General features: G+C 48.8%; 13 protein-coding genes. 11 read left to right on the top strand and 2 right to left on the bottom strand.

What is annotated here, in order from left to right:
* Window positions 1-15: 15 nt before the first annotated feature.
* Together ACMWKK_RS25035 and ACMWKK_RS25030 are read right to left on the bottom strand one after the other, a co-directional pair.
* A complete protein-coding gene (locus tag ACMWKK_RS25035) occupies window positions 16-1,776 on the bottom strand; it encodes an ATP-dependent helicase (RefSeq protein WP_031942310.1) in 1,761 nt (586 codons plus the stop codon).
* Complete coding sequence (locus ACMWKK_RS25030) at window positions 1,773-2,759, bottom strand: hypothetical protein (protein ID WP_000211823.1); 987 nt, start codon at window positions 2,757-2,759, stop codon at window positions 1,773-1,775. Before ACMWKK_RS25030 ends, ACMWKK_RS25035 begins: the two co-directional genes overlap by 4 nt.
* Before the next feature lie 920 nt (window positions 2,760-3,679).
* Here ACMWKK_RS25030 and ACMWKK_RS25025 point away from each other — a divergent pair.
* The 11 genes from ACMWKK_RS25025 to ACMWKK_RS24975 all read left to right on the top strand — a co-directional run bounded on the left by ACMWKK_RS25025 (window position 3,680) and on the right by ACMWKK_RS24975 (window position 12,645).
* A complete protein-coding gene (locus ACMWKK_RS25025) occupies window positions 3,680-4,072 on the top strand; it encodes a hypothetical protein (protein WP_000341066.1) in 393 nt (130 codons plus the stop codon).
* Window positions 4,073-4,730: 658 nt separating this feature from the next.
* Complete coding sequence (locus ACMWKK_RS25020; protein WP_000462754.1) at window positions 4,731-5,387, top strand: trypsin-like serine protease; 657 nt, start codon at window positions 4,731-4,733, stop codon at window positions 5,385-5,387.
* 202 nt (window positions 5,388-5,589) lie between these two features.
* Window positions 5,590-6,087: a membrane protein gene (locus ACMWKK_RS25015; protein ID WP_000340139.1), complete on the top strand. Its 498-nt coding sequence runs from the start codon at window positions 5,590-5,592 to the stop codon at window positions 6,085-6,087.
* A gap of 4 nt (window positions 6,088-6,091) precedes the next feature.
* Window positions 6,092-7,480, top strand: a complete 1,389-nt coding sequence (locus ACMWKK_RS25010; RefSeq protein ID WP_000083579.1) for a hypothetical protein — start codon at window positions 6,092-6,094, stop codon at window positions 7,478-7,480.
* A gap of 400 nt (window positions 7,481-7,880) precedes the next feature.
* The gene (locus tag ACMWKK_RS25005; RefSeq protein ID WP_012477377.1) at window positions 7,881-8,174 is read left to right on the top strand and encodes a helix-turn-helix transcriptional regulator; all 294 of its coding nucleotides are present in this window, start codon (window positions 7,881-7,883) and stop codon (window positions 8,172-8,174) included.
* Window positions 8,175-8,178: 4 nt separating this feature from the next.
* Window positions 8,179-9,504 (top strand): type II toxin-antitoxin system HipA family toxin, encoded by a 1,326-nt coding sequence (locus tag ACMWKK_RS25000; RefSeq protein WP_000088044.1) that lies wholly within the window; start codon window positions 8,179-8,181, stop codon window positions 9,502-9,504.
* A 60-nt stretch (window positions 9,505-9,564) separates the two neighbouring features.
* Complete coding sequence (locus ACMWKK_RS24995; RefSeq protein ID WP_000134171.1) at window positions 9,565-9,771, top strand: hypothetical protein; 207 nt, start codon at window positions 9,565-9,567, stop codon at window positions 9,769-9,771.
* A 100-nt stretch (window positions 9,772-9,871) separates the two neighbouring features.
* Entirely contained in the window at window positions 9,872-10,282 is a 411-nt protein-coding gene (locus tag ACMWKK_RS24990) for a hypothetical protein (RefSeq protein ID WP_000985909.1), read from the top strand.
* Between the two features lie 12 nt (window positions 10,283-10,294).
* Entirely contained in the window at window positions 10,295-11,110 is an 816-nt protein-coding gene (locus ACMWKK_RS24985; protein ID WP_001641519.1) for an HNH endonuclease signature motif containing protein, read from the top strand.
* Between the two features lie 252 nt (window positions 11,111-11,362).
* A complete protein-coding gene (locus ACMWKK_RS24980; RefSeq protein ID WP_000278471.1) occupies window positions 11,363-11,788 on the top strand; it encodes a hypothetical protein in 426 nt (141 codons plus the stop codon).
* Between the two features lie 548 nt (window positions 11,789-12,336).
* A complete protein-coding gene (locus ACMWKK_RS24975) occupies window positions 12,337-12,645 on the top strand; it encodes a hypothetical protein (RefSeq protein ID WP_001224686.1) in 309 nt (102 codons plus the stop codon).
* Window positions 12,646-12,770: the final 125 nt, after the last annotated feature.

Raw genomic sequence — 12,770 nt, 5'->3', positions numbered from 1 at the left:
GGAATAAAATCCCATTCAGACGCCGGATAGATTCAAGCAAGCCAACTTGTCGTCAAAATCGGTGTTGCAAAAACGGGAGTGACCATAGATTCCGTTTTCTGAGACGACCCCGATCAGTATTACGTTATCCCACTCCAGCCCCTTGGAACCATGCAGTGTGGAAAGGATGAAGGGATCGCAGTCAGTAGCAGCCTCGCCTGGATTCAAGATAAGGTTTAAAAACGTGCGGGAATCGATCTTACTGGAGTCAAGTAGCTCCCCGATCCTCACGACCCCTCGTTGCTGGTCGTTCGATCCAGTGCGAGTTACACCCTCAGAGCCAACACTATCAATGAAACCCTCCATACTCAGGCGTCGTAACACATCGATAGCAGGCGTTTCCTCTCCGTCTTTCTGGCAGATAGTGGCGAGCCTGCCCAGCCGATCTTTTTGGTATTGTGCGCCCTCGAATAACTGACCTAGAGCAGACCATAGGTCGGCGTGCGGAGCCATCAATCCACTGAGCGCCGCTTTGAATTGCCCTTTCTGCCATCTAAAACCAGCCTCCTTCAGAAAGCCGTAAACAATCGCTTGTTTGTTGGGATGGTTTTCCAGTAGCCGCAGATCGCCGTACACAGACAGCAAGACGCCAACTACCAGTATCCCGATTTCGGTGCGGGTGTGTAATGCGCTTGAACCATTGAGGTAGCGATAAGGTAGCCCACACAGGCGTAAAGCAATTTCCGCCTCAGCAAGGTTCGCCTTAGTGCGGGACAATATGGCTTGTGTTCCACTGCTCACCGAGAGGTTTGATAGCACCTTGGATAGGCAGTTATCAAAGTGCAATCTGACCTCTGTTTTGGGGGTGCTAGGATGACTGACACAAAGCTTGGTCAGCTTTGTAGAGTTGCGCCGAATTACCGAGTTAGCCATCAAGGAAAGCTCATGGCCAAATCTGAACGTGCATGACAGTTGAAACACCTTCGTATTCGGGTAGTGCCTTTCAAACAGTCCGCCGATAAAGTCTGGTCGAGCACCACGCCACTCATAAATACACTGGTTAACATCACCAACAGCCATAACCGACGTATCCGACTTAGATAGCAAGCGGGTCATGTCATGCTGTATCAGGTTAACGTCCTGATATTCATCAACAATGATGTGCTTGAAGTGGGCACCAAGGCTGCTGTCATTACGCAACAGTGCGACAGCCTCAATCAAACAGTCATCAAAGGTTCGCAGACTGTTTTCCTCCAGCAGCTCACAATAGCGGCCATAGGCGTGAATAAACTCCCGTTTGATGTTGCTGAACGTTGGATCATTGGCAGCATCAACAGGAGTTACGGCCGCCGCCCGGCAGCGAGCAATAAACAGCTCGAAGTTTTCAATTTCATTGGGGTCAATATAATTCGCCTCATGGTCAAAGCCATAGCGGTAGGCTTGCTTTACCAGTTGCTCATAGCGGTAGTCGCTTGGAGTAATGAGGTCTTTCTTCTTGATTATCTGTTGGCGTTCTCCGTAACCAACAATCTTTAAGGCCAAGCTGTGGAACGTGCGGATTTCTGGAATCACGCTCGACATCAGTGCCGTCTTCAAGTTCTCCGTGAAGCTCACCTGCGCCGACTTGTTGTACATCAGGATCAGAATGGAGCGAGGATCAGTTCCCGTCTTGACCAGCCGCTCAACGCGCTTTACAAGTGTGGTTGTTTTCCCGCTACCAGGTACGGCTTTTACCAACGCATGTCCGGTGTCATGGCTGACAATACTTTTCTGCTCCCAAGTCAGTCTTTTGGTCATGCCTTAACCTTGTAATTGGCGCACTGACGGGCCTCGGTGTAGGGAACGATCTTTGCCTTACTGTGACATTGCAGATAGCCATCCTCCCATCGGCCTGCTTGCTCGCACATAATGCAGTTGGGAAATAGTGAATGAGGATCGGCGTGACGGATAAAAGCTCGTAAGTTATCAGCCAGCTCAGCGGCCCCTAACGATCTAGGCCATGTGTTCACGTCAGAATTGATTGTTAAATCCACTTCAGCGAGCGGCATCGTTTGTTCGTTGAGTCGGCCGGAACCACTTAAACTCCAGACAGACATATCCACGTTACCTACTGAGCAGACGCCGCTACAGGTGTCCACAGATTGAAACGGGGGAAGCCAGTTGAATACTCTCAGGATCTTCTCCTTGATCGAGTAGGCCCCGGTAAGCAACATCTGAATATCAGAGGCAGATTGGACCTTAAACTCAAGAATCGGGATACCGGCTTCGATCTTGTCTTGAGAGCAGGGGTGTGTGACACAAATCTCTACGTAGCAACGCCTTTCGCCAGTCGTATCATACAACATCACGTCTGGTCGCAGCCCTGTGACCTTATCGTGTTTTTCCAGCTCTGCCTGATCGAAAAATTGAGTCAAGTTGTAGCGTGCAGGCACGGATTTTACGCACTGACGTGCTTCGTCTCTAACCAAGGCTAAACGAGAACCATTACAGGCAACCCGGCGCTCCAGCTCAAGGCTAATAGGCATTTCACGGCTGAGAGCTTGTTGGTAGCGATAGAAGAATGCTTCTTTGCCGCACTTGTGAAGATAGGTTTCAAGGGCACAGCATTCTTCCGAATGGCGAAAGTGCTTAGCGTTGAACTCGCCCATTACCGGGGTCAGGGGGCTCTTACAACCTGGGCAGGTGTAAGTATGTGAGCGCAGGGCAGCGCCAATGTGCGTGAGGGTGCCCTCGCCGTCTAGCGCGTAAGCGTATTGTATTGAGCTGGATTGAGTTGTCATGACTGCGTATCCTCCCAAAAAAATCCAGCTAAGAACAGACCTTACGGCAGGCAAATGGTAAGTAGTGCTTCTTGAAGCAGTCGAGTGTACAGCGGCTCAGTGAAAAAGCTAATCGCCCGCTCAACAACCTAGTGATACTGGTGCAGATTCGACAATGAGTTAATGCCCGGAGAGCATCTGCAAGACTTCTAGCTGGAAGGCATTCCAACCAGCCCTCGCTTCTGAAAAGCCGTCAGGAAACGGTAAAATCCAACCAAGTGAGCAACTTCACTTGATCAAAGATCTAAGGCTAGAATGATGGAATTCCAACCTTAGTTTGCAAATAGCCTAAACATATAACTTCCTCTGAGGATTTAAAAGAATTCTCAGATGTCTTGAAAGCTACTTTTTAAACTTTCTCATTCTGAGAAGCATATTTAATTTTGCTGCGTCTGCTCGTGCTGCTGCTACAGAAAGGGCTTTATGCAGTGAAACTACCACGACAAACAAACAGAACATCGACCAGAATCCATCCATTTCGTTTACCTAATCGTTGAGGTTTTTATTCGGGATATCTGGCTAAATAGGACTACACAGATACCCAGTTAAACCCCCCGCTTACATAACACTCCGGTTCCTCACCAGACGTTTTATTCTATCGCGGTCTGTGGTTATCAGAAGCTGCATAAACCGGTTATTTAGTCCGTTACGCGAAAATTATTGAGGATCCGGGCTGTTAAACTGTTCTTCCTCTTTCGCTTCCGGAGAAAAGGGGAGGTGTCACCCTGCGGCCGGGTAGTGAAAGGGATTTGACGTAATTCAGGCGAAGGGCGAACAAGACCGCAAAGGACGCCCGGGCGACCGGATACCTGCCGGGTTGTGCGAAGTAAAAACCGGAAGCAGTGATAACACAAACAGGCCCCTACAGCGTAAGGATTGTGATGGACGATAAAGAGCAATTTACGAATCTTGTGGCAAAGCATGCCTCCGGACTCACCGAAGAGCAGCTGGCCGGTTACGATGCCTGTTCCCTGGATGGTGAATGCGTCACGCCTTCATACGAGGTTTTCCGGGGGTATCGTACCCGCCATACCCTGGATGAATTTCTGGAGATGGCCATATCGCTGAATGCCATCCACCCGGATGAATATTTAACGGATATGCTGCTTAAGCCTCATGAGGTGATCGGCGCTCTGGCCGATGAAGGCGACCAGCTGAACAACGCCACCCCGGTTTATTTCTTCCCGGATACCGGCGTCTATGCAGCGGCCGTCAGTGAAACCCGGGTGCTCGATGCCTGGCTTTGCTGGCCATGCTACCCGGCGAACTGGTAACGCGGCCGTTGGAATTGCACCGGCAGGATACGAATTTAACCGACCCCGTGGCGGGAAGGTTATCACAATTGCATGTCCTCATCCCTCAAGCCCCCTGCCAGGCCCTAACGTGCTGTCAGGCTTCGCCTGATTCCCGATCTGCGCCGGTACTTCAGCCGATAACTTTTTGTTTTCTTTTTATTTTCTCCCCATTTCCTCAAAGTTCGCGGGCGGCGTGGACAGGGCACCATTGCCGCATGTGGGGTCTTAATAAGGGCAGGGTGGTCAGGTTTGCTCGATGCCGGGGGTAGGCCCTACCCTTTATGGGATGAGGACATGCAATTCACTAAATTAATCGACAGCACCGGTGGTGACTTATCTGTAACGGGTCAGTTTTGATACGGGGAATGTTTCAGGGTTAAGATCTGGAATCATAAAAATATACGCTCCCGTTCAGGACATACGACTTGAAATGGATAATGCCATTAAAGGAATTCCAGCCTTTCGTCGATAACAGTTTCTGACCATCGCCATAACCATGTCATGGAGGAGACTAACCGTGTTTCAGAGGTGAGCTGGTGCCTGGCAAAACATACAAACTCAAATATCAGGAAGCGAGTTTAGTTGTTTATAACATGCAGCCGTGTAACTGATTAGGTACCGGCAAAAGGAGGAAATAATGTTTGAAAACTACGTTTGTAAAATCTATGTAAGCAATGATCCTCATTTTAGTAGCCATCTCGAAGCAACTGCGTTTGGTTTCGATAATGGTCAGCAGCAAAAGATTCTCACCGCAGCCCATGTTGTTACCAATGCTCTTGGAAAAATTTATCCCGTCAGCAATACACTTAAACTTTACGTCAAATTTCTTAACCATCAAGGACTGGTGAACGAAGAGCCTGTTCTAGTCGATTTCATTCTCAATGAGGCTAATGACAGGGCAGACTTTAAAGACGGCATTCCGTTTGTTGACAGTGCAGAAATCGTATTACCAGCTGGAATACAACAGCCTGTAAGTAGTTACTTTAAGGTCCTGGCTCCCGCAGCTGGCATGGGTACATTGGGTGTCGGATATCCAATGAATGAGACAACAATTTCGACATTCCCTGGTGAAGTTTCAGGCATTTGGCCTTTAAATTGCTCAAATCATTCTCCCCAACATCTCACAACTCGCTTTGTAATAGCACATTTCAACACCGATGGTTGCTCTGGTGGACCCTATGTCGTCTCCGAGAATGACGAGCATTTTGTCATTGGAAGTCTGGTTGGAATAATGTCTGGAACCTGCCCAGATTCAAATCCACACATGTCTGTTCAGTCCGCTACTGATTTTTAGCAAAGTCAGTTCCAAAATGACGCTGGCACGATAGTTATTTTGGGTCTGCCCGATATGGCGTCTGCCCTTACTAACAGCAACAGCATTGAAACTGACAAACATGAACTCGAAAGTGCCACAATAGTAAGTCATGATTTCTTCATCACTTTTATGGTGCTCTTTTTCACCTATCACACAGCAAGTTATGAATACGAGGCCTGTAATGGACGCTACCGAAACTGAAGAGCTCGAAAAAATTCGCAAGAAGGCAATGGATGAAGTTACAAGTGCTCTTCAGGCGCTTGAAAATAAGTTCCCGGGTATTACTGAGGGCGCAGCAGCTTTGGCGGGGTCAGGCGTAGGCGCAGCGGCTTCCTTCGGTGCTCTCTATACGCTTGGTACAACGGGAGTGTCAGCAGCAGGCATAACCTCCGGGCTCGCTACAGCAGGGTCTATCGTCGGTGGCGGTATGGTTGCAGGCATTGCGGTATTGGCCGCACCTGTAGCTGTGTTAGGGATTGGCGGGTACGCGATAGTGAAACACAAAAAAAATGCGAAACTGACAGCCGCCCTTAGTCAGGCCATCCAAAAGCTCTACGAAGTTCAGGAAAGGTTGATGTCGAATGCGGAATATTTTAAGGCAGAAATTGCTGGCATCAAGGCAACAATCGACATGCTTACTAAGAAAGCTCCAAAAGGTAGCCTGGTCGCGGTGAGGTAAACACATGAGTCAGTCTCCTTATGATGATGAGTTCAGGGCCATCCGTTATATTCAGCTCCGTGGTCAGGATATCGCGAACGCTCACGAGACAATTAACAGTGATATAGAGAGCCTTAAGGCACAGTTGACCGGGCTAATCAGCGGCACTGAACTTGATGAAGCGGAGCATCTGGCGCTTAAAGAACATCATCTGCGAGAAATGACCCCTTCAGATACTGCCATGCATTCTACTGGTCTCAAGACTATATATAGCGAGGCTAACCAGCGTGTATGCGGTGATATTGGACTGGCCACAATACTCTCCACGGATGACTTGGCTGTTGTAGATGCCCGGATCCAGAATCATATTAAAGAATTTAATGATCGCTACGCACTCGACGCCTGGGATTATGCTATTGCCTGCGGATGCGGGCTCATAGCATCCATGCTGGATTTACTTTGCGTCAGAGCCCCGCCAAAACCTACGGTGAGCTTTACGGCAGAAGTGGATGGTATTTTCAATAAACAGGTGCAGAAAGCCTTCAATGCCATTTTGCCGGAGGACCTGAGTACAAAACTCTCAGATTTGTTCCCTATAGGGGCACCAGACAGTTCGATCAGCAGCGATTTAGTGGGTGCGGCCGGTGGCGTTTTGTCTCCCACAAATCACCGCTTAAGAGCTTTGTCACACGATCCCGTACTGGGCATTATTTTCGGTATAAAGGATATGCTGAACGGGACCTGTACGGTGGTTCAGAATGGACAGATCGTGGTTTATCCTTCCAGTAAAGGCGTTACAGACGAAACCAATATTTTCAGGCTCATCGCCAGAATGTTTGGACACCTGGCATCGGATGTTAATGCCCCCTCAGCAAAAGGAAACCGTGGCATGGGGTTACCGGCTCCTTTTATGGGGCTACTTCGTATGCTTGAGGGGATCCCTGTGGGGAGTTCTAACTTCGGCAAACAAATAGAGTACATGTATGTCAACGGGTATGACTTTCGTCAGTTTATCGTGACAAGTATTCCGATGAGCATAATGGAAGTTTTGATGCGGGTTTTCTATGTGGCGAAACAGGTATCGCTGGGAAAAGGAGCTTTTGGGGAGACCTTACTGGATACCATGCCGTTGCGGCTAAATCCACGCTTCCGGATGATGCTTGCCCTGGGTTATGGAACTTCCAGTGCTGTTAACGCAGGTAAAATGTATATCACCGGCAATATTCTCAATGCGAATTACGCCTCCTGGATGGGGTTGGCCTGGAATGGTTTTCACTCACTCAAGTGGTCCCTTTATCAGCGACACTTAAAGCTTTGGGCCGGTATTGAAAAGGCAGAACTGGAACGGCTTCAGAACAATATAGACAGCATCGAGGCATTGACCATCAGAGCAGGAAACTTGCCAGTCAAGTAACATTCACCGGAGCACCTCCGGAACCCCATAGCCCACCAGCTGCTAAAAATGTCTGCCTTTGCTTTTAATACTCTCTCTGCCTCCTCCCCGAGGCAGAGAGTAGCTCGTAGTTATTTATACAGCTCACAACAGGGCCATAAGATACTCCGCTTCTCGTTTACCGATGATCCTGATCTGTCAGCTCTCTTACCGGATGCTGTACGAGCGTAACGGCTTATTATTGATAGTTCTCTCATATCAAACCTCATAAAGATTTATGCTGCCACTTAGTAACAGCCTAAAGGTTGTACTCTCTATTTAACAGCTTTTAGGCTGTTAATTTGATATTACAGCTTTTAGGGTGTATGTTTAGAAAACAGCGTACAAGGTGTATCAGAGGAACTACTGAGGCCAGCTTATGATCAATAATGATTACCCGTTAAACACGCTCAACCAGTTGCGTCCCTTGCTCATTGGTTTTCGCAAGGCGAATGGCCTGACGCAAAAAGACCTGTCCGAAAGGTTAGGGGTCACTCAACAGACATACTCACGTCTGGAAGCCAACCCTGCCAGTGCGAGCATTGAACGGCTATTCAAGGTGTTTTCTATCCTGGGCGTAAAAATCAGCTTCTCCTCGACAACCGCCTCTTCAGAGGGGAAGCAGACGGAAGAAATGCTTAAATCAAACTCACCTGCACGACAGGAGAAATGGTAACGATATGAGCCGGAAACAGCAGCGTCTGGCAATCTGGATGAACGGAATCAAAGTCGGATACTGGGAAAAAAGTAAAGGGGTAGACAGCTTACAATACCTTCCTGACTGGAGTGCAGACGAACAGGGAAGGCCGCTGTCATTGTCCCTTCCTTTTACTCCCGGGAACCAGGTCTGGCGTGGAAATGTGGTACGTGACTATTTTGATAATTTACTCCCGGACAGCGAAGGCATACGCAGACGTCTGGCAATGCGTTACAAGGCCGATAGCCTGGAGCCTTTTGATCTTCTGACGGAGCTGGGAAAAGACTGCGTGGGCGCGATACAGCTGCTTCATGACGGAGATGAACCCACAGATTTATATTCCGTGAAGTATCACCCGCTTACTGAATCAGAAATTGCGGCAACTTTGCGTAATACCACGGAGACATTGCTACCGGGCAGGCCAGAAGATAACGACGACTTACGTTTATCTATTGCCGGTGCTCAGGAGAAAACAGCCCTACTGTGGCATGAAGATCGGTGGTGTATGCCGGAGGGTAATACACCAACGACGCATATATTCAAGCTACCGCTCGGACTTGTGGGGAACATGAAAGCCGACATGCGCTCGTCGGTTGAAAATGAATGGCTCTGCTCGGTACTTCTCGAACAGTACGGGCTCCCCGTGGCAAGAACGCAGATTGCTCACTTTGAAGATCAGAAAGCGCTGGTGGTAGAACGTTTTGACCGAAAATGGTCAGGAAACGGACAATGGATCATTCGTTTACCCCAGGAGGATATGTGTCAGGCCCTGGGCATTTCGCCATTACGAAAATATCAGGCGGACGGCGGGCCAGGTATATCGGAAATTATGGAAGTTCTGAGTAATTCAGACCGTGCTGAGCGTGACAAAGCGCAGTTTTTTATGACGCAGATAGTTTTCTGGATGATGGCCGCAACAGATGGCCACGCTAAAAATTTCAGTATTTCTATTGGGCCACAGGGACGTTATCACCTTACACCACTCTATGATGTGTTGTCGGCATGGCCGGTGATCGGTCATGGGAACAATCAGATATCCTGGCAGAAGTGCAAACTGGCGATGGCCGTACGTGGCAGTAGCAACTATTACCAGATATATCGAATACAACGACGCCACTGGATCAGGCATGGTGAGATAACCGGCCTGAGTAAACAGCAGACAGAGGCGATGATAGAGGAAATCATCGCCAGAACCCCGGGTGTCATTGAACGTGTTAGCGGGCTTCTTCCGGACCAGTTCCCCCAGCAGCTTGCGGAAAGTATTTTTGATGGAATGAGGCAGCAATGCAGGCGCCTGGCTGAGAAATGACAGCCGCAATTTATAGTGTGCATGTTTTCAGAATAGCTGATGTAAGCGTGAGGATTCAGTATGACTGAAGAACAAAAAAGAATAGAGCGGGCTATTGAGTTGGCTTGTCGTTACGGCGGAACCGATGAAATGCATCATCTGCAATGGGTCGTGGATCAGATGGTAAGAGAACTTGCTGGAGAACGTTATGCACAGATTGTAGCAGATGCCACCAGCGGAGAAGATGGGCCTGATACTTACAAATGGAGTGTTGGGATCGCGCCTTAGCATCTGTCAGTCTGGGGATGAAAACGTACTTAACATCCAGCGAATTCCCAGACTTCACATTAAGACTAGAGTAACGGCCGCAATCACGTGAGAGAAAAAAATGGCAATTTTAGCAATCATTGCAGTTATCGCCCTGGGTGGGTACGCCTGCGGGTTTATTAAAGCCCGTGAGCTGAGCGCTTTGCGTAAAGAAATGAAACTATACGTGGATCGCATGGAAGCGGCGGAGCTGGACTTACACGCAATCAGAAGTGTAGCGGAGCACCGGTTGCACGGTGCAGGTAAACAGTTTGCCGACCTTTACAGCCGTATCGACGGTGCAACTGTGACGCTGACACCCGAAGATCAGCTGTTACTGGCAACGATGCCATTTAATATTCAGGATGTAGAAGACATCGTAAACGAGCGCGGTCCAAAGACAATTAGCGGCCGTCCATTCTGGGAAGTTGAGCCAGGCCCGCATGACTATGAATATGGCCCGCAATATCCGTATTTCCCAGACCAGCGCTAGGAAGAGATCAAGATGAGAGAGCCAAGACCCCGCCATACCTTGCAGGTCATTCGAGTGCCTTCTCTGGAGGTTCAGGATCTGGGGCTGACCAGCTTTGATAGCTGGCTTGACGAGAACGGTTATGACAAAACGAATGCCAGAAATAACCGTACCATCTGGGCGAGAGAAGGCGGATGGCATCTGAAACGTTGCAGAAATCTGGAAACTGGCACGGACGATTTCTGGTTTATCGCTTTCGATGGTAAAGGCGGAAAGATATACCCGCTGAAAACCCAAAGAGACTACCGGGCTGCATATCGTAAGCTGGAAGCAGAAGGTTATGCACCTGCGGTCATCGAGCAAATGACCACAGGCGCAGCATATAACCTGGCCTATCCACGTTCCACCCTAAAACAAGCTGAGACGGCCACCAGCGAACCAAAGCGGAAACCTGACGTAGATATCCAGGGTGAGCACTGCGAGCGCGTAGTGACGCAACGTAGTGGCGTGGCACAGGGTAAATTTAAAGCTCTGCTCATCGAGAATTTCGCGGGCCGTTGTGCGGTAACCGGTTGGGTTAATGGCGGTGTCCTGGATGCGGCACACATTGAACATGGAACCCGGTACAATCCGTCTAATGGCATCCTGATGACTCCAACAATGCATGCTCTGTTTGATGCCGATCTTATGGGCATAGATCCGGCCACCCTGACCGTTCATTTTAAGCCAGGCATTGAGCTGGGCGAGCTGTTTGAAGGCCGTAAAATCACACCGCTGGTGTACGATCTGGACTTAGAGCGGCTGGCCGTACGCTGGGCAGGATACCAGGGCCTGGCTCATGAACAATGATGGGTTACAGCCGGGATGTGTGAAAACCCGTCAGTGAAACCTGCATGCGCCATACCTTTAAATTTAAACTCAAGAGCCAGGCTCAAGATAAAACCGAAATGAAAAGGTAAAATCCGGTGCACCAGATCTCTTAGGTTTAATACCTGAGCCGGTATACTGGCAGGCGCAGGCATGTGGGTATTATCCAGTCCATACATCTCCACACAGTGTTAACCGCAACATTTAAAGTTCAATAAGGACGGTTTCAATTTTATGTATAAAACAGCATTAGTGATGATTATCGGGATCCTCGGATGCAGTAAAGCATTTGCAGCCACTGAATTACAGCTCCAGCAAAAACGCGTTATGCAGTTCTGTGCCAACGCCAGTCTTCCATTGTTAGTTGCGGGTACAACGTACGCGAATACGTCTGACAACGGGCGACCAGAAAAAGAAAGATTGGCAATCCTGAAAAATTCAGTTGCAAGCTCGACAGCTTATAAAATGGCATCTCCCGGAGTTCAGATTGCCATGATGAGCGTGGTGGAAGATATTGCCGATCCGAAAGAATTAGCTCTACATCAAAAAGAAGTTAGACGTCTTGGGGCTAGTTATCTTTCCGACAGCGGTGTTTCATGGGCTTCAAAAACTGTTTCACCATTTACAGCCTGGTGTAACTTTAACCGTTTAGAAAGTTAAGGCTGGCAAGGCGGTTCCTGTTCAGGAAAGTTACTTTCCGTGCGGGGACCGTAAGATACAGATAAAGCTTAAGGCCTTTGAATTTCTGGAAAGCATTTGAAAATTTCATTGCGCTTGTCTGATATGAAACAGCCCCTGCATTTCTGCAAAGGCTGAAAGAGTGTGTACGGACTTTGGAAGGAGTGATGATATACGCCTGAGCCATCCCATCACCGCAGACAGGGTAATTAACCCTGACTAAAGCTTTCACCTATTCCGTCGCTCGCAAGCGGCTTTCGCACACTAACGAAGGTATGGCCTTTCGTCGGTGTTAAATTTTTCAAACTTTGCTTACTTTGTCAAGGAAGGTGACCGCAGTAGTAGGCACAACTACTTTAATCTGTATGAATAATAAGGTAGAACCGGCCAGTGAATGAATGCTTTCCCTGAAATCAGGCGGACAACCTTCAGGAATATTGATAGCAAGACTGAATCTCTCGCTGCGGCGATAAACATTTCGCCATAACCCTGAACGAGAGTGGTTCATCCATCATATACAGGAGCGTTACATGCGCAAATTTAAGTACATAATCTGTCACCAGTGCGAAGGCCACGGGACCATGGAAAACCCGGCCTTTGAAAATGGATTCACCCAATCAGAAATGGCTGAGTGGGAGCCAGAAATGCGTGAAAAGTATTTTGCCGGAGCATTTGATGTTCGCTGTGACGTTTGTGCCGGTGACGGTAAGCTCAGCGTACCAAACGTAGCGGCTATGTCTTTTTCAGAACGACGGGTTCTGGCAGCACGGCGGCGTGATGAGCGTCTTCAGGCTGCTGATGAACGGCTGTCCCGCCAGGAACGAGCAATGGGGTACTGAGGTGGGCACTGTTGCAAATAGTCGGTGGTGATAAACTTATCATCCCCTTTTGCTGATGGAGCTGCACATGAACCCATTCAAAGGCCGGCATTTTCAGCGTGACATCATTCTGTGGGCCGTACGCT

The sequence above is a fragment of the Enterobacter sp. 01-M-03-SI-ECC genome, from assembly GCF_047530215.1.
Classification (GTDB): domain Bacteria; phylum Pseudomonadota; class Gammaproteobacteria; order Enterobacterales; family Enterobacteriaceae; genus Enterobacter; species Enterobacter chengduensis.
The sequence above is the reverse complement of the archived record's forward strand: the minus strand, read 5'-3'. Positions and strand labels throughout refer to the sequence as shown.

Bases quoted from the DNA above. Each gene is read 5' to 3' on its own strand.
- ACMWKK_RS25025 (WP_000341066.1), top strand. From the start codon at position 3,680: ATGGACGATAAAGAGCAATTTACGAATCTTGTGGCAAAGCATGCCTCC.
- ACMWKK_RS24990 (WP_000985909.1), top strand. From the start codon at position 9,872: ATGGCAATTTTAGCAATCATTGCAGTTATCGCCCTGGGTGGGTACGCC.
- ACMWKK_RS25030 (WP_000211823.1), bottom strand. From the start codon at position 2,759: ATGACAACTCAATCCAGCTCAATACAATACGCTTACGCGCTAGACGGC.
- ACMWKK_RS24985 (WP_001641519.1), top strand. From the start codon at position 10,295: ATGAGAGAGCCAAGACCCCGCCATACCTTGCAGGTCATTCGAGTGCCT.
- ACMWKK_RS25010 (WP_000083579.1), top strand. From the start codon at position 6,092: ATGAGTCAGTCTCCTTATGATGATGAGTTCAGGGCCATCCGTTATATT.
- ACMWKK_RS25020 (WP_000462754.1), top strand. From the start codon at position 4,731: ATGTTTGAAAACTACGTTTGTAAAATCTATGTAAGCAATGATCCTCAT.
- ACMWKK_RS24975 (WP_001224686.1), top strand. From the start codon at position 12,337: ATGCGCAAATTTAAGTACATAATCTGTCACCAGTGCGAAGGCCACGGG.
- ACMWKK_RS25035 (WP_031942310.1), bottom strand. From the start codon at position 1,776: ATGACCAAAAGACTGACTTGGGAGCAGAAAAGTATTGTCAGCCATGAC.
- ACMWKK_RS25015 (WP_000340139.1), top strand. From the start codon at position 5,590: ATGGACGCTACCGAAACTGAAGAGCTCGAAAAAATTCGCAAGAAGGCA.
- ACMWKK_RS25000 (WP_000088044.1), top strand. From the start codon at position 8,179: ATGAGCCGGAAACAGCAGCGTCTGGCAATCTGGATGAACGGAATCAAA.
- ACMWKK_RS24995 (WP_000134171.1), top strand. From the start codon at position 9,565: ATGACTGAAGAACAAAAAAGAATAGAGCGGGCTATTGAGTTGGCTTGT.
- ACMWKK_RS24980 (WP_000278471.1), top strand. From the start codon at position 11,363: ATGTATAAAACAGCATTAGTGATGATTATCGGGATCCTCGGATGCAGT.